This is a genomic window from Aeromonas sp. 96A, assembly GCF_051919165.1.
Lineage (GTDB): Bacteria > Pseudomonadota > Gammaproteobacteria > Enterobacterales > Aeromonadaceae > Aeromonas > Aeromonas veronii.
On the sequence record NZ_JBQBFE010000001.1, the window covers coordinates 1,583,188 to 1,599,204 of the forward strand.

A 16,017-nucleotide genomic window follows, 5' to 3' on the forward strand; every position below is an offset into this window, starting at 1 on the left:
ACTCCTTGTGAGCTGACTGCATGAAGCGATCTCTCTCCTTTCATCGCCAGGCCGGTTTTACTCTGCTGGAAGTGCTGCTGGTCGCCATGCTGATGGGGCTGGTGGCCACCGCTGTCACCCTCAGCATGGGAGGCGCCCGAGGGGATCGGGAGCTGGACAAGCAGGCGCGTCGCCTGATGGCGACCCTGCAGCTGGCGCAGGAGTACGCGGTGATGGATGGTCGGCTGGTAGGCATTCGCATCGAGGATAACGGCTGGCAGTTTATGCAGCGTCAGGCCAAGGATCGCAAGTGGCTGGCCCTGACTGGCGACAAGCAGCTGGGGCCGGTACAACTGGCCGAGAACATGACGCTGGCACTGGAGCTGGAAGGCTTTGGCTGGCAGCCGGACTCCGACGAGAAAACCGAACAGAAGCGCGACGAGAAGGAGCGCACGCCGCAGCTACTGATCTTCCCGGGCGGCGAGCTGAGCCCGTTCGTGCTCACCTTCACCCAGCAGGATGAGGATGCCCGCTACACCCGCATCGTCAAAGGAGACGAGTTCGGCCGCCTCACCCTGCTCACCGGCGATGAAGATGAAGAGGTGAGCGAATGAAAGCCCGCGGGATGACCTTACTCGAAGTGATGGTGGCGCTGGCAGTCTTTGCCATCGCGGGGCTGGCGGTAATGAAAACCGCCAGCGAACACCTCTCGGCCCTCAACTATCTGGAGCAGAAGACACTCGCCACCTGGGTGGTAGAAAACCAGCTGGTGCAGCAGAAGCTCGAGAACAAGTGGCCCGGCGACAGCTGGGTGGAAGGGGATGAGCAGATGGCGGGCAGCACCTGGTACTGGCGCTATCGCGGTGTCGCCACCGCCGACAACAACTTCCGGGCGCTCGATATGGAAGTGCGTACCGAGGCCAAGGCCGAGAACCCGGTCGCCATGATGCGGACCTATATCAGCCGATGACCCAGCACTCCGCCCGCACGCCTCGCCCCGTCCGCCACGCCGGTTTTACCCTGCTCGAAATGCTGGTGGCTATCGCCATCTTCGCCACTCTCAGCATGGGCGCCTATCAGGTGCTGCAAGGGGTGCTCACCAGCGACGAGGTAGCCAAGCGCAAGGAGGCCCGCCTCAACGAATTGCAGCTCGCCTTCACCCTGCTGGAGCGAGACATCACCCAGATGGTGCCGCGCAGCGGTCGCATCGAGGGGGAGAACAACAAGGTGCTGCTGGCGGCTTCCCGGTTCGGCCAGCAGAGCGATGACTGGGGCATGGCCTTTATGCGCAGCGGCTGGCTCAACCCGGACGGCATGCTGCCCCGCTCCCATCTGCAGCGGGTCGGCTGGCGTCTCAAGGATCAGAAGCTGGAGCGCCTGAGCTACCTCTATCCGGATCCGGTGATCGGCACCGAGCCGCGCATCCAGCCGGTGCTGACGGGGGTCACGGCGTTTCGCCTCTACTTCTTCGACAAGGGCAACTGGAAAGAGGAGTGGACCCAGCGTAGCGTGCTGCCCCACGGACTGGCAGTGGAGCTGGATCTGGAGGATTACGGCACCATTCGCCGTCAGTTCCTGATTGGTGCCGGTGGCCAGCGCGCCGAAGAGAACAGCCAGAGCAGCAACCCCGACCAAGGTGGCAACAACAACGGGAACAACGGCGGCAACGGCAATACCAATGGCGGTAATGGTGACAGCCAGAACGGAGGGAGCGCCAATGCGGGCTAATCTCGTCGCCCCCGGTCGCCAGCGCGGCATGGCGCTGCTGGTGGTGCTGCTGATCCTCTCGGTGATGGTGATCATCGCCAGCAATATGAGCGGCCGCCTGCAGCTTGAGCTGCGCCGCACCGCTAACATCACCACCGGCAAACAGGCGTGGTGGTATGCCCTCTCGGCAGAAGCGCTGGTGAGCAAGGTGCTGACGCAGGATTTCAAGGACAATCCCGAGGTGGTCAACCTCAGCCAGAACTGGGCCCGCAAGAACACTGTATTTCCGGTGGACGATGGCCAGCTCAAGGGCGAGGTGACCGACCTGCAATCCTGCTTCAACCTCAACAGCCTGAGCGTGGCCTCCAAGGCGGGAAGCGACGAGGAGCTGGCGCAGCAGCCCTACCCGGTGCAGGTGTTTCGCGAACTGCTCAAGCAGCTGGCGATGGATGATTACGAGGCGGCCCAGCTCACCGATGCCATCCGTGACTGGACTGACAAGGATACTGTGCTGGTCTCCAGCCTTGGTGCAGAGGACGCCTATTACGAGGGGCTCAAGCCACCCTATCTGACCGCCAACCAGTGGATGCTGGGCAAGGATGAGCTGAGGGCGGTGCGCGGGGTGACTGCCAGGGTCTATGCCAAACTGGCCCCCTATGTCTGCACCCTGCCCAACGACAAGTTGAAGATCAATATCAATACCCTTGCCCCCCAGCGCCCCGAGCTGCTGGTCGCCCTCTATCTGGGTACTATCGGGCTGGATGACGCCAAGCGGGTGCTGAACGAGCGGCCACAGAAGGGGTGGAAAGAGAGCAAGCTGATGACGGACATGCTCGCTCCGGTCGATTCGGTGAAAGGGCTGAAAGATGCGCTGGTGGTGAAAAGCGACTTCTTCGAAGCCCGAGTCGTGGCCGAGGTCGGCGACAACCGGGCCTGGCTAGAAACTCTGTTCCAGCGGGGCAAGGACAATAAACTGGTGATGCTGCGCCGCCTCAGTAGCGGCGCCGAATAAACAGCGCACCTGCAGGCCATCGCCCGCGGGTACGAGAGATGTTGGATGCAGCCTGCGGGCTGCGCACCGGTTGCCAGGGCGCACAAGGCCCTTTGCAAACCGGTATCGCAGGAGAGAGATGCGTGAGCGAAAGTCTGGTCATCCGACTGGGGACCAATAAACAACAACCCGTGGCCTGGCTGGTCTGGTCCGGTCAGGAGCGGGAGATCATCGCCTCCGGCACCCTGCCCTCGGCCGATGCCCTGGGCGAGCTGCAGGAGCGGGCCGGTGGCCGCCCCGTGGTCACGCTAGTGCCGGGCAGCGATCTGATCTTCCGGCGCGTCACCCTGCCGGGTCGCTACAACCGCCAGTCGGCAGCGGCCCTCCCCTACCTGCTGGAGGAGCAGATCGCCTCTGACGTGGACGAGCTCCATCTGGTGGTGCTGGCCCACGAGGGCCAGCAGGTGGATCTGATGGCGGTGGATCGGCAGAAGATGGCCGAGTGGCTCGGCTGGCTCGATGCCGCTGGCCTCAAGAGCCTGCAACTGCTGCCCGATGTGCTGGCGCTGCCACAGGCCGCTGATGGCTGGTCTGCGCTGCAACTCGGCAGCGAGTGGCTGGTACGCCAGGGCCCCTGTCAGGGGATCGTCGCCGACGAGCCGCTGCTGGCCATCTTGCTGGCAACCGAAGCGGAGCCGGTCACCATCCACAGCCACACACCGGTGCCCGCCATTGCCGCCGCCAACTGGCAGGCGGCGGAGCCTGAACTCCCCATGCTGCTGCTGGCCAAGGGGGCACTCACCTGCCGCGCCAACCTGCTGACCGGCCCCTACCGCCCTCAGACCGAATATGCCCGCTACTGGTTGCAGTGGCGCAAGGTAGCCATCACCGTGGGTCTGTTGCTGCTGGTGGCCCTCGGCCAGCGCGGGGTGCAGCTTTATCAGCTCACCGAGCAGGACAAGGCGCTGAAAGCGGAGATCCGTGCCGTCTATACCCGCATCTTCCCGGGGGAGAGCCGCATCGTGAACGTGCGCAGCCAGATGAACCAGCATCTGCAACAGATGGGACAAGCCCCGCAAAACGGCGTACTGCTGATGCTCACCGAGCTGGCCCCCACCTTTGCCGAAGTACCCGGTCTCAAGCCGCAGGTGATGCGCTTTGATGCCAGTCGCCGCGAGCTGAGGCTGCAGGTGACCGCTCCCGGCTTTGCCGAGATCGAGCGGTTCCGCGAGCTGGCTGGCAAGCAATTCGAGGTAAAGCAAGGCGAGGTGCGCAGCACCGAGGGCAAGGTAGAGGGCGCACTGGTGCTCAAGGGTAAATCATCATGATGGAAAAATTGCAGAGCTGGTGGCACGGCATCACCGCACGGGAACAGCGGCTGGTGGTCGCAGGTGGCGCTCTGTTGCTGGTCGGCCTCTTCTACTGGAGCGTCTGGCAACCGATCAATAATCGCATTGCCGAGCGGGAGCGGCAGGTGCAGAACCAGCAGCAGACCCTCGCCTGGCTCAAGGAGAAGGGTGAAGAGGTGCTGGCCATGCAGGGTGGATCGGGTCGCCAGATCGACACCAGCAGCACCTTGGAAGGGGTGGTCAACCGCACCGCCTTCAATCACAAGATCAAGATTGCCCGGCTGCAACCCCAGGCGCAGGAGCTGCAAGTGTGGATCGATACGGTCCAGTTTGATGACTTGCTGCTCTGGCTCTCCACCCTGGTGGAGCAGCACGGCATTCAGGTGCAAATCATCGAGATCGCCCGCGAGGATCTGGCCCCGGGTCTGGTCAAGGTCAGACGTTTGCAGTTGAGTCGTCCACAATGAAAAAACGCATCCTGATTGCCAGCCTGTTTCTGGCAGCCTATCTGCTCTTCCTGCTGGCCACCCTGCCCGCAGCGCTGGTGGCTCGCCATCTGCCGCTGCCTGTCAACGTCGCCAATCTGCTGAAACTGGAAGGGGTGAGCGGCACCCTCTGGAGTGGCCAGATTGCCCGACTGCAATATGCCAGCGAATCGGTGAACCAGCTGCGCTGGGATCTCAACGGCTGGTCGCTGCTGCGCTTCGCCCCCGAAGTGGCCATACGCTTTGGCGATCGCAACGGCCTCAATGGTCAGGGCGTTGTCGGCTGGAATGGCGCCGCCTTCGGCCGGGATCTGACCCTCAACGCCCCCGCCCCCTGGTTGCTGAGCCGGGTGCCGATGCGCCTGCCGATCCCGATCACCGTCACCGGCCAGCTACAGCTCAAAGTGGAGCAGTTTGCCCAGGGCAACCCCTGGTGTGACAACCTCTACGGCAACCTCGACTGGTACAACGCCAGCGCCGATACCCCGGCGGGCAAGCTGGATCTGGCCGACCCCGAGCTGAAACTCACCTGCCTCGACTCCAAACTGGTGGCCGAACTCAAGCAGGGCTCCGATGCGGTGCAGACCATAGGTCGCCTCGAGCTGCAACCCAATGGCCAATACCTGTTCCAGGGCACCCTGAAACCGGGCCCAGAACTGCCACCGCAGATGCAACAAGGACTCCCCTTCCTCGGCCAGCCCGACAGTCAGGGCCGCTTCCCCCTGCGCTATCAGGGGCGGATTCTAACCCCTATCCCGCCGACCCCGGAGCCACTCCGGGGTCAGCTTGTTTATCCCTTTGTGCCTTCTCCTCTCACTGCACTGACCCCCTCAGCCCTTACTCATTTAACTCTGACGTACCGCCACATCCCCTGCAAGAGTGTCTGATCCCCCTCTCTTTCAACCCGCTCTGCTCAGCAACAACCAGCCTCACTCGTCAATCCATTTGCCGTAAATGGTCAATGAGCGCACACCTTGCTCAAAAAGTGGCAACTCGCCACAGCCAAATTAAATATCAATAAGATTGCATCGTTTGATAAATGTGAGCTGTCACCCGTTATTGATCTTTTCCAGCCACATTACAGCCGCCCACAAAAGCATAAAAATAACTAGCTGAAAAATAACGATTAAAAAAGAGAGTCATCCTCTTCACGCCCCATTCAATCTCATTTCCTTTGTGCCAACCCATCAGAAATGTGAGCAACGGCAAAACAACAGGTCAACCAGAAACTATTGATAAAAACATCGAAATACCAGATGGAACCCAGATGCCGATACAATGAAGTCAACTGGAGATGATTGATTTGTCTTGATAACACAACAGGCAACCATCTCGACCGATCTGTTCATTTGGTTTTCAAGCGTTGAGGGAAGGGTTATGGAAAAGAAGCGTATCTACCTGTTTTGCTCTGCCGGGATGTCCACTTCACTGCTGGTTTCAAAGATGAAGGCGCAGGCAGAAAAATATGATGTGCCGGTGCTGATCGATGCCTATCCGGAGACCCTGGCTGGCGAGAAGGGACAGGATGCCGATTTGGTGCTGCTGGGCCCGCAAATCGCCTACATGCTGCCGGAGATCCAGCAGCAACTGCCGGGCAAGCCGGTCGAGGTGATCGACACCCTGCTCTACGGCAAGGTCGATGGCCTCGGCGTACTGAAGGCAGCGGTAGCCTCCATCAAGAAGAGCCTCGCGCAGTAAGGAGACCCCTGTGAGCAACATCATCGCATCGTTGGAGAAGGTCATACTGCCCATAGCCGTCAAGCTGGGCAAACAACCTCATGTCAACGCCATCAAGAACGGTTTTATCAAGCTGATGCCCCTGACGCTGGTCGGGGCCATGTTTGTTCTCATCAACAACGTCTTTCTGAGCTTTGGCGAAGGCTCCTTCTTCTACTCTATCGGCGTGCGGATCGATCCCGCCACCATCGCCATCCTTGATGGCCTCAAGAGTATCGGCGGCAACGTCTATAACGGCACCCTGGGGATCATGTCCCTGATGGCCCCCTTCTTTATTGGTCTGGCACTGGCCGAAGAGCGCAAGACCGACCCCCTGGCCTCCGGTTTGCTGTCGGTTGCAGCCTTTATGACCGTCACGCCGTTCAGCGTGGGCGAAGCCTATGCGGTCGGCGCCAACTGGCTGGGCGGAGCCAACATCATCTCCGGCATGCTGATCGGTATCGCCGTGGCCGAAATGTTCGCCTTTATCGTCCGTCGCAACTGGGTCATCACCCTGCCAGACAGCGTTCCAGCTTCTGTCTCCCGCTCCTTCTCGGCTTTGATTCCGGGCTTTATCATCCTCTCCATCATGGGGGTGATCTCCTACCTGCTGAACAATGCCGGCACCAACTTCCACCAGCTGATCATGGACAGTATCTCCACCCCGCTGGCCAATATGGGGGGTCTGGTGGGCTGGGTCTATGTGATCTTCTCCTCCTTCCTCTGGTTCTTCGGTGTACACGGCATGCTGGCGCTCACTGCGCTGGAGTCAGGCGTACTTTTCCCCTTCGCCCTGGAAAACGTAGCCCTCTACAACCAGTACGGTTCGGTCGAAGCGGCGTTGGAGGCAGGCAAGCAGTTCCACTTCTGGGCCAAGCCGATCACCGACTCCTTCGTCTTCCTCGGCGGCACCGGTGCCACGCTGGGCCTCATCATCGCCATCTTTATGGTCTCCCGCCGCGATGACTACCGTCAGGTCGCCAAGCTGGGTCTGCCCTCCGGCATGTTCCAGATCAACGAGCCCATTCTGTTCGGCTTGCCGGTCATCATGAACCCCATCCTGCTGGTGCCCTTCATCCTGGTGCACCCGGTACTGATGGGGATCACTATGGCGGCCTACTACGCCGGGATCATCCCGCCCATCACCAACATAGCGCCATGGACCATGCCGACCGGCCTGGGAGCCTTCTTCAACACCAACGGCAGCGTGGCCGCCTTCTGTCTGGCGATATTCAACCTGGGTGTCGCGACCATGATGTACATCCCCTTCGTGCTGATTGCCAACAAAGCGCAGAACGTCATCGATGAAGAAGAGGAGAGCGAAGAGGATATAGCTCTGGCTCTGAAGTTCTGATAACAGCCATTCCAATGACAGCAAGGGAGGAGCAAAACTCCTCCCCTAACAGCCTGGAGAAGTAACCCATGCAGTATCGTTTTCCGGATAACTTCTGGTGGGGCAGCGCCAGCTCGGCCCCGCAGATGGAAGGCGCCGCCAACCGCGGCGGCAAATCCGCCAATATCTTTGACTACTGGTTCTCCATCGAACCGCAGCGTTTCCACAACGGGGTCGGCCCGACCGATGCCTCCACCTTCTATGACAACTTCGAGAGCGACATCAAACTGCTCAAGCAGTTGGGGCACAACAGTTTTCGCACCTCCATCTCCTGGTCACGGCTGATCCCGGACGGGGTGGGCGAAATCAACCAGGAGGCGGTCAGCTTCTACAACGCCGTCTTTGACCGGCTGCTGGCCGAGGGGATCACCCCGCTTATCAACCTCTACCACTTCGACATGCCGATGTGCATGCAGGAGCGTGGCGGCTGGGAGAGCCGGGAAGTGGTGGCCGCCTATGTGCGCTACGCCACCCGCTGCTTCGACCTGTTTGGCGGTCGCATCAAGCACTGGTTCACCTTCAACGAGCCGATTGTGCCGGTCGAGTGCGGCTACCTTGGCCACTACCACTACCCCTGCGTGGTCGATTTTGGTAGGGCGGCCACCGTCGCCTATCACACCGCGCTGGCCCATGCCGGTGCCGTGCAGGCCTATCGCGCCTGCCAGCATGATGGCGAGATCGGCATCATCCTCAACCTGAGCCCGACCTATCCCCGCTCGCAGGATCCGGCAGATCTCGCCGCCTCCCGCATCGCGGATCTGCTGCTCAACAAGAGCTTCCTCGATCCTGCCCTGAAGGGGAGCTACGACCCCGAGCTGGTCGCGCTGCTAGAGCAGTACGACTTGCTGCCGCAGAGCGAAGAGGGTGACAAGGCGCGGCTCGCCGCCGGCAAGGTGGATATCCTCGGCATCAACTACTACCAGCCGCGCCGGGTCAAGGCCAAAGAGGTGGCGTGGCAGGGTGTACCGCGTACGCCGGAAGATCTGTTCGACTACTACGAGATGCCGGGCCGCAAGATGAACCCCCACCGCGGCTGGGAGATTTACGAAAAAGGGATCTACGACATCCTCACCGACCTGCGAGTCAACTACGGCAACCTGCCCTGCTACATCTCGGAAAACGGCATGGGGGTCGAAGGGGAAGAGCGCTTTATCGGTCCCGAGGGTCGGGTGGAGGATGACTACCGCATCCAGTTCATTCGCGAGCACCTCGAGTGGCTGCATCGCGCACTGGAAGAGGGCAGCGCCTGTCGCGGCTATCACCTGTGGACCTTTATCGACAACTGGTCGTGGCTCAACGCCTACAAGAACCGTTACGGCTTCGTCCGCCTCGATCTGGAAAGCCAGCAGCGCACCATCAAGAAGAGCGGCTACTGGTTTACCGAGGTCGCGCGCAACCATGGTTTCAATTAACGGCTTCGACTAACGGTTTCAATCAACGCATTTACGTAAGGAACGACACATGTTCGATCTGGACAACATCACTGAAGAGGCCACCACCAGCAACGATCTGGAAGAGGTGGTAATGGGGCTCATCATCAACTCCGGGCAGGCCCGCAGTCTCGCCTACACCGCGCTGAAAAAGGCCAAGGAGGGGGATCTGGCCGCCGCTCACCAGCTGATGGCCCAATCCCGCGAGGCGCTCAATGCCGCTCATCTGGTGCAGACCCAGCTGATCGAGGACGATCAGGGGGAAGGCAAGATCCCGGTCACCCTGGTGCTGGTCCATGCCCAGGATCACCTGATGACCTCCATGCTGGCCCGTGAGCTGATCTGCGAGCTGATCGAGCTGCACGAAAAGCTGCAGAACCAATAACCTCCGGACGGGGCGAGAGGCCCCGTCATCGGCCCGCAGATCAGGAAGCGACTCATGAGCGTTAAAACAATCCGGGAAACCGAACTGTTTAACAACAAACCGTTCCACATGTTCATCTACAACAAACAGGTGAGCGGAACCGGTTTGCACCAGCACGACTACTACGAGTTCACCCTGGTACTGACCGGTCGTTACTATCAGGAGGTCAACGGCAAGCGGGTGCTGTTGGAGCGGGGGGACGTGGTGTTTATCCCGCTCGGCTCCCGCCATCAGAGCTTCTACGAGTTCGGCACCACCCGCATCTTCAACGTCGGGATCACCCGCACCTATTTCGACGAGCACTTCAAATACCTGCTGCCGGAGCACTTCGTCGCCTCACAGGCCTATGCGCTCAAGAGCGAGTTCCTCAGCTACATCGAATCGGTGCTGGTCTCGCCGGGCTTTAGGGAAGAGGCGCTGACCGAATTTCTCGAAGTGGTGACCTACGCGGTGATGAACCGGCTGCGTCACTACAAGGACACCTCCGCCAGCGATGATCTTCCGCTCTGGCTCCACGAAACCGTGGAGAGGATGCACGATCGCCCCCTCTTTGCCGAGGATGCGCTGGCCAACATGGTCTCCCTCAGTGGCAAGAGCCAGGAGTATCTGACCAGGGCCACCCGGCGTTACTACAACAAGACGCCGATGCAGATCATCAACGAGATCCGGATCAACTACGCCAAGATGCAGCTGGAGGTGACCAACAACTCGGTGGCCGATATCGCCTTCGAGACCGGCTACAACGACGTCAGCCTCTTTATCAAAAACTTCAAGAAGCTCACCTCGTTTACCCCGGGCAGTTACCGCAAATATCTCTATCCGAAATTCGAAAGTTCAGCCTGAGACCAGCGAGTTGCTGACCTAAACAACCCGGTTCAAGAGAACCAATCCATTGTGACCAGCCCCTGCCACAGGCGGCTGCGGCCCCTCTCACCATGAAGACAGAGCGGCCACCATCAAACCTAGAAAGATCGATGAAGAGGGATTTATGAGCGAGAAGATCAAGGTAGTGACCATAGGCGGCGGCAGCAGCTACACCCCCGAGCTGGTCGATGGTTTCATCAAGCGCTATGCCGAGCTGCCCATCAGCGAGCTGTGGCTGGTAGATATTCCCGCTGGCGAAGAGAAACTGAACATCATCTTCGACCTCTGCCAACGGATGATCCGCCAGGCAGGCATCCCCATGACCCTGCACAAAACCCTGGATCGCCGCGAGGCACTGGTGGGCGCCCACTTCGTCACCACCCAGCTGCGGGTCGGCCAGCTGCAGGCGCGGGAGAAGGATGAGCGCATCCCGCTCAGTCACGGCATGCTGGGGCAGGAGACCAACGGCGCAGGCGGCCTGTTCAAGGGGCTGCGAACCATACCGGTCATCTTCGACATCATCCGCGACGTCGAAGAGCTTTGCCCGGATGCCTGGCTGATTAACTTCACCAATCCGGCTGGCATGGTGACCGAAGCAGTGCGCCGTCATACCAACTTCCGCCGTTTTATCGGGGTGTGCAATATTCCGGTCGGCATGCAGATGTTTGTACGCGATGCCCTCCAGCTGACCGAGCATGATCACCTCTCCATGGATTTGTTCGGCCTCAACCATCTGGTCTTTATCGGCGATGTGCTGGTCAACGGCGAATCCCGCTTTGACGAGCTGCTGGAAGGGGTCGCCGATGGCAGCCTGACCCGCGCCAGCTCGGTCAAGAACATCTTCGACCTGCCGTTCGATCACGGTTTTATCCGCGGCTTGCGCCTGCTTCCCTGCTCCTACCTGCGTTACTACTTTAAGGAGAAAGAGATGCTGGGGATCGAGATGGGTGAGTTCTACAAGGGCGGTGCCCGAGCTCAGGTGGTACAGCAGGTCGAGAAGAAGCTGTTCGAGCTCTACCAGAACCCCGAGCTGTGCGAAAAGCCCAAAGAGCTGGAGCTGCGTGGCGGCGCCTACTACTCCGATGCAGCCTGCGAAGTGATCAGCGCCATCTACAACGACAAGCAGAGCGAGCACTACGTCATCGTGCCCCATCAGGGCCATGTCACCAATATCCCGGCCGACTGGACGGTGGAGATGAGCTGCCTTATCGGGCGTGACGGTGCCATCCCCCACCCGCGCCTCACCCGCTTTGACGACAAAGTGAACGGGCTGGTGCACCTCATCAAGAGCTTCGAGATAGCCGCCGCCAAGGCTGCCATCAGTGGCGACTTCGATGACCTGCTGCTGGCGATGAACCTCAACCCGCTGATCCACTCCGACAACGATGCCCGCATCGTCGCCCGCGAGCTGCTGCTGGCCCACCGCGAACACCTGCCCAACTTCGCCGCCGCCATCGACGCCCTCGCCTGAGGCCAGCACGCCCCGCCCGAACCGGCGGGGCGCTTAACCGCAAGGGAACCCTCATGAGCAAGAGATTGATCATCAACGCCGACGACTTCGGCCTCTGCCGCGCCCAGAACTACGGCATCATAGAGGCGTTCGAGCACGGAGTCGTCAGCTCCACCAGCGCCATCGTCACCTCCCCCGCTATCGCACACGCCGCCTGGCTGGCCGAACGCTTCCCAGAATTGCCAGTCGGGCTGCACTTTATGCTCAGCTGGGGGAAGCCGCTCACGCCGCTCACCTCGCTGGTGAACGAGCTGGGCGAGCTCAACAAGGGGATCTGGCACAAGAGCGAGGCGGGAGAGCTGGATCTGGCCGAGATATCCGGTGAGCTGGCGAGTCAGTATCAGCGCTTTGTCGCGATCTTCGGCAAGCAGCCGACCCATATCGACAGCCACCACCATGTTCATATGCTGCCGACTATCTACCCGCTGGTGGAAGCCTTCGCCAAGGCGCATGGTCTGCCCCTTCGCATCGACCGGGGAGAAATAGCCCGCCACGGCCTGACCGTCAACCATCCGCACAGCTGCGATCGCTTCGACGACCGCTTCTACGGCACGCAACTGACCCAGGCCGACCTGCTGCAACTGCTCGATGAGGCCAGTGAACAGGGGGCCCATTCGCTCGAGATCATGTGCCACCCCTCCTTTATCGATCTGGAGATGCAGGACAGCTCCTACTGCCAGCCCCGCCTCAACGAACTGGCGATCCTGACCGACCAGTCCCTGCCCGCCCTGATCGCGGAGCGCGGCTACCGCCTTACCAGCTATCGGGAGTGGCAATAGCCAGCACGCCATCAGGTGGACCGATAAAAACCGCAGATACAAAAAAGCCCAAGCGGGTGACCGCTTGGGCTTTCTCTTTGAATATGGCGGAGGAGGTGGGATTTGAACCCACGGATGGTCGCCCATCGCCGGTTTTCAAGACCGGTGCATTCAGCCGCTCTGCCACCCCTCCGAACGGCGTGCATACTACGCTAAGCCCTTGTTCATATGCAATACATATTTCCTGTGGGATAGTGTGCGGGAGCAAAATGGCAGGTGGCTTGAAATTGTTCCTCGTCATCCCTATTTGTTCTACATACAATGCGTAAACATGCAGTAACAAACAGCGATCACGAGGCGGCTGCTCGCCGTCTCACCCGGACATCAAGAGGACACCCAAGATGGATACCCGTTCTATCTACACTGGCACCCAAAGTGCCGTACGCGATACCAACAAGGTACTGCGTAACACCTATATGCTGCTCTCCCTCACTCTGGGCTTCTCTGCCGTGGTGGCGGGGGTCGCTACCGTGATGAACATGCCGCCGCTGCACTGGGCCGTGTTCCTGATCGGTGTCTACGGTCTGATGTTCCTGACCGAGAAGAATCGCAACAACGGTATGGGCCTGGTCTTCACCTTCGCCCTGACCGGTCTGCTGGGCTATAGCCTGGGCCCCATCATCAACATGTACATGAACAATGGTGGTGGCGAGATCGTGATGACCGCCCTTGGCGGTACCGCGCTCACCTTCTTCGGTCTGTCGGCCTACGCCCTGACCACCAAGCGTGACCTCTCTTTCATCGGCGGCATGCTGTTCGTCGGTTTCTGGGTACTGCTGGTGGCCATGATTGCCAACATCTTCCTGCAGATGAGCGCCCTGAGCCTGGCTCTGTCCGCCATGTTCATGCTCTTCTCCTCCGGCGCCATCCTGCTGACTACCCAGCAGATCGTGCGCGGCGGCGAGACCAACTACATCTCCGCCACCGTCACCCTGTATGTCTCCATCTACAACATTTTCCTGAGCTTGCTGAGCCTGCTTGGCGGCAACCGCAACTAATCAAAAACCCCGCTTCGGCGGGGTTTTTATTGGCTCCTGTTTCTGTCAGGATAAGTTGCAAATCAAGGATATGATGCGAAGCGGCCCTGATCCAAATCAGGGCCGCTTCTCGCTTGGCGGGGTAACATCCTGCCCTCGTTTCGTTCAAGGGTTGTTCCTGTTTCATGCCGATGGATCTCTCTGGCCTGCTGCGCCGACTGCTGACCGATAGTCACATCTACTTCGCTCTCAAGGTGCTGCTGGCCATTCTCGGTCTGCTCGCCTTCACCCTGGCTACAGGCAATATCCAGCTCACCGTGCTGCTCTCTCTCGGGGTCGTGGCGGGCGCCATCGCCGAAACCGACGACAGCCTGTGGGGACGCCTCAAAAACCTCGCCATGACGCTCATCTGCTTCATGTTTGCGTCCCTGTGCGTGCAGTATCTCTACCCCACCCCCTGGCTGTTTGCCATCGGGCTCGCCAGCTCCACCTTTATCTTCGTGATGGTGGGAGCGCTCGGCGCCCGCTACGCCACCATCAGCTTCGGCTCGCTGCTCATCGCCATCTACACCATGCTGGGAGCCGCCAAGGCGCCGGATCTCTTCTACCAGCCGCTGGCCCTCGGCGCTGGCGCCCTCTGGTACGGGCTGGTCTCGTTTATCTGGCTCTGGCTGCTGCCCTACAAGACCCTGCACGAGCAGCTGGCCCAGAGCTACTTCGCCCTTGGCCGCTACCTGCTGGAAAAATCCCGCTTCTTCCCGGCGGACGAGCACGGCGCCCAGGCCATTCGCCACAATCTGGCCCAGCTCAACATCAATCTGGTGAGTGCGCTGACCCTCACCAAGTCGGCCCTCAACGCCCGCCTGAGCCGCCGCCATCCGGCGAGCCCGGAGCTGGCCAGCCTGCTGCGCCTCTATCTGCTGGCGCTGGAGATTCACGAGCGCGCCACCTCCAGCCACTACCCCTACAGCCGGCTGGAAGCTGAGCTCAAGCAGGGCATCGTACTGGAAGGATTTCAGGAGGTGTTCCTGCAGCTCTCAGAGGCGTGCCAGCGGCTCGGTTACGCCATTCTGGTGCACAAGCCCTACGCCCATAACAAGCGCATCCACTGGACGCTTGAGGCCCTTGGCGATCAGCTGGAGTTCACCAATCTCAAGCAGCACTACCCGAAAACCCTGCTGACGCCGATGAAGTTCCTGCGCCGCAATCTGGCCAGCATCAACCAGCTGCTCGGCAGCGCCGAAGTGCTGCAAAACCCCGAGCTGCCAGAGCAGGAGCTGCCCGCGCTGGCCAAGCCACCCCGCCTACCGCTGCTGACCCAGCTCAAGCAGCACCTCACCTTGCACTCCATGGTGTTTCGCCACGCGCTGCGTTTGTCACTCGGGCTGGTGATCGGCTACGGCATACTGCAAGCCTTTGATCTGGAAAAGGGCTACTGGATTTTGCTGACCGTGCTGTTTGTCTGCCAGCCCAGCTACAGCGCCACCCGCCGCCGACTGGTGCAGCGGATGCTCGGCACCTTCGCCGGCATACTGGTGGGCATTCCGGTGCTCTGGCTCTTCCCTGAGCTGCACATTCAGCTGGTAGTGATGGGGCTGGCCGCCTTCCTCTTTTTCACCCAGGTGCGCAACAACTACAGCGCCGCGGTCTGCTTTATCACCCTCTACGTGCTGATGGCGTTCAACCTGCTCGATGGCATCGGCTTTGCGATCCTCGGGCCGCGGCTGCTCGATACCCTGCTCGGCTGCCTCATCTCCTACGGGCTGGTGGCCTGGCTCTGGCCGGACTGGCAGTACAAGCGGCTGCCGACCCTTATCGCCAATTCGCTCTCGGCCAACGCCCGCTACCTCTCGGCGGTGCTGGCAAGCCTCAAGCAGCAGCGCGACGAGTCCATCGACTATCGGGTGGCACGCAAGAGCGCCCATCTGGCGGACAGCGAACTGGCTACCGCCTGGCAGAGCATGCTGGTGGAGCCGCAAAAGCGCCGCCGTTTCCTCGATCTCTGCTTTACCCTCACCTGGCGCAACCACGCCCTGCTCTCCTACATCTCGGCACTGGGGGCCCATCGCGACAAGCTGGAGGCCATCAGCGGGCTGGATGAGGTGCGCCACCACATCTGCCACACCCTGGAGCAGGCCGCCGGTCATCTGGCGGGCAACCCCTCCAGCACCATCGGTGGTCAGTGCCCCATTCTTTGCACGGACAGCAGTCCAGACAGCAGTGAGGAGCAGCTGATGCTGACCCAGCAGCTCAACCTGATCAGCGAGCTGGCGGATCAGCTGCTGCATCTGGCCAACGAGAGCCGGTTGCTCACCGGGGATCAAGGCGCTACCATGCCCGCCCAATCCTGATAGCCCCATTAGCGAGGAGCCCC

At 60.5% G+C, this 16,017-nt stretch carries 14 protein-coding genes, 1 tRNA gene and 2 pseudogenes; 16 read left to right on the forward strand and 1 reads right to left on the reverse strand.

Annotated features, from left to right (window positions below; all coding sequences use genetic code 11):
* The first annotated feature begins 20 nt into the window (after positions 1-20).
* From exeH to chbG, 14 genes and pseudogenes are all read left to right on the forward strand, one after another.
* The gene (exeH, locus tag ACTG2W_RS07080; RefSeq protein WP_106842464.1) at positions 21-593 is read left to right on the forward strand and encodes a GspH family T2SS minor pseudopilin variant ExeH; all 573 of its coding nucleotides are present in this window, start codon (positions 21-23) and stop codon (positions 591-593) included.
* Positions 590-949 carry a GspI family T2SS minor pseudopilin variant ExeI gene (gene exeI, locus ACTG2W_RS07085; RefSeq protein ID WP_021229089.1) on the forward strand — a complete coding sequence of 120 codons (360 nt, stop codon included), beginning with the start codon at positions 590-592 and terminating at the stop codon, positions 947-949. The genes exeH and exeI overlap by 4 nt, the downstream gene beginning before the upstream one ends.
* Positions 946-1,593, forward strand: a pseudogene (gene gspJ, locus ACTG2W_RS07090) (type II secretion system minor pseudopilin GspJ); the annotation flags it as partial. The gene exeI and the pseudogene gspJ, both read left to right, overlap by 4 nt.
* A gap of 103 nt (positions 1,594-1,696) precedes the next feature.
* Positions 1,697-2,698, forward strand: coding sequence for a GspK family T2SS minor pseudopilin variant ExeK (gene exeK, locus ACTG2W_RS07095; RefSeq protein ID WP_440016135.1), 1,002 nt, complete (start codon positions 1,697-1,699; stop codon positions 2,696-2,698).
* A 122-nt stretch (positions 2,699-2,820) separates the two neighbouring features.
* On the forward strand, positions 2,821-4,005 hold the full coding sequence (exeL, locus tag ACTG2W_RS07100; RefSeq protein ID WP_440016136.1) for a GspL family type II secretion system protein ExeL: 1,185 nt from the start codon (positions 2,821-2,823) through the stop codon (positions 4,003-4,005).
* Positions 4,002-4,493 carry a GspM family type II secretion system protein ExeM gene (exeM, locus tag ACTG2W_RS07105; protein ID WP_440016137.1) on the forward strand — a complete coding sequence of 164 codons (492 nt, stop codon included), beginning with the start codon at positions 4,002-4,004 and terminating at the stop codon, positions 4,491-4,493. Before exeL ends, exeM begins: the two co-directional genes overlap by 4 nt.
* A pseudogene (locus tag ACTG2W_RS07110) lies at positions 4,490-5,254 on the forward strand (type II secretion system protein N); the annotation flags it as partial. The gene exeM and the pseudogene ACTG2W_RS07110, both read left to right, overlap by 4 nt.
* Positions 5,255-5,888: 634 nt before the next feature.
* Positions 5,889-6,209 carry a PTS sugar transporter subunit IIB gene (locus tag ACTG2W_RS07115; RefSeq protein WP_005350034.1) on the forward strand — a complete coding sequence of 107 codons (321 nt, stop codon included), beginning with the start codon at positions 5,889-5,891 and terminating at the stop codon, positions 6,207-6,209.
* A 10-nt stretch (positions 6,210-6,219) separates the two neighbouring features.
* Positions 6,220-7,581 carry a PTS N,N'-diacetylchitobiose transporter subunit IIC gene (gene chbC / locus ACTG2W_RS07120; protein ID WP_440016138.1) on the forward strand — a complete coding sequence of 454 codons (1,362 nt, stop codon included), beginning with the start codon at positions 6,220-6,222 and terminating at the stop codon, positions 7,579-7,581.
* A 68-nt stretch (positions 7,582-7,649) separates the two neighbouring features.
* Positions 7,650-9,032 carry a glycoside hydrolase family 1 protein gene (locus ACTG2W_RS07125; protein WP_440016139.1) on the forward strand — a complete coding sequence of 461 codons (1,383 nt, stop codon included), beginning with the start codon at positions 7,650-7,652 and terminating at the stop codon, positions 9,030-9,032.
* A 49-nt stretch (positions 9,033-9,081) separates the two neighbouring features.
* Positions 9,082-9,435 carry a PTS N,N'-diacetylchitobiose transporter subunit IIA gene (gene chbA / locus ACTG2W_RS07130; RefSeq protein ID WP_440016140.1) on the forward strand — a complete coding sequence of 118 codons (354 nt, stop codon included), beginning with the start codon at positions 9,082-9,084 and terminating at the stop codon, positions 9,433-9,435.
* 54 nt (positions 9,436-9,489) lie between these two features.
* Positions 9,490-10,317, forward strand: a complete 828-nt coding sequence (chbR, locus tag ACTG2W_RS07135; RefSeq protein WP_440016141.1) for a transcriptional regulator ChbR — start codon at positions 9,490-9,492, stop codon at positions 10,315-10,317.
* A 145-nt stretch (positions 10,318-10,462) separates the two neighbouring features.
* Positions 10,463-11,809, forward strand: coding sequence for a 6-phospho-beta-glucosidase (locus tag ACTG2W_RS07140; protein ID WP_440016142.1), 1,347 nt, complete (start codon positions 10,463-10,465; stop codon positions 11,807-11,809).
* A 53-nt stretch (positions 11,810-11,862) separates the two neighbouring features.
* Positions 11,863-12,627 carry a chitin disaccharide deacetylase gene (gene chbG / locus ACTG2W_RS07145; protein WP_440016143.1) on the forward strand — a complete coding sequence of 255 codons (765 nt, stop codon included), beginning with the start codon at positions 11,863-11,865 and terminating at the stop codon, positions 12,625-12,627.
* An 84-nt stretch (positions 12,628-12,711) separates the two neighbouring features.
* Here chbG and ACTG2W_RS07150 read toward each other — a convergent pair.
* Positions 12,712-12,799 (reverse strand) — tRNA-Ser (locus ACTG2W_RS07150).
* Positions 12,800-13,007: 208 nt separating this feature from the next.
* Between ACTG2W_RS07150 and ACTG2W_RS07155 the strand changes: the two genes are divergently transcribed.
* Both ACTG2W_RS07155 and yccS read left to right on the forward strand, forming a co-directional pair.
* The gene (locus ACTG2W_RS07155; RefSeq protein WP_005338308.1) at positions 13,008-13,664 is read left to right on the forward strand and encodes a Bax inhibitor-1/YccA family protein; all 657 of its coding nucleotides are present in this window, start codon (positions 13,008-13,010) and stop codon (positions 13,662-13,664) included.
* A 164-nt stretch (positions 13,665-13,828) separates the two neighbouring features.
* A complete protein-coding gene (gene yccS / locus ACTG2W_RS07160) occupies positions 13,829-15,994 on the forward strand; it encodes a YccS family putative transporter (protein ID WP_106842452.1) in 2,166 nt (721 codons plus the stop codon).
* The last annotated feature ends 23 nt before the right edge of the window (positions 15,995-16,017 follow it).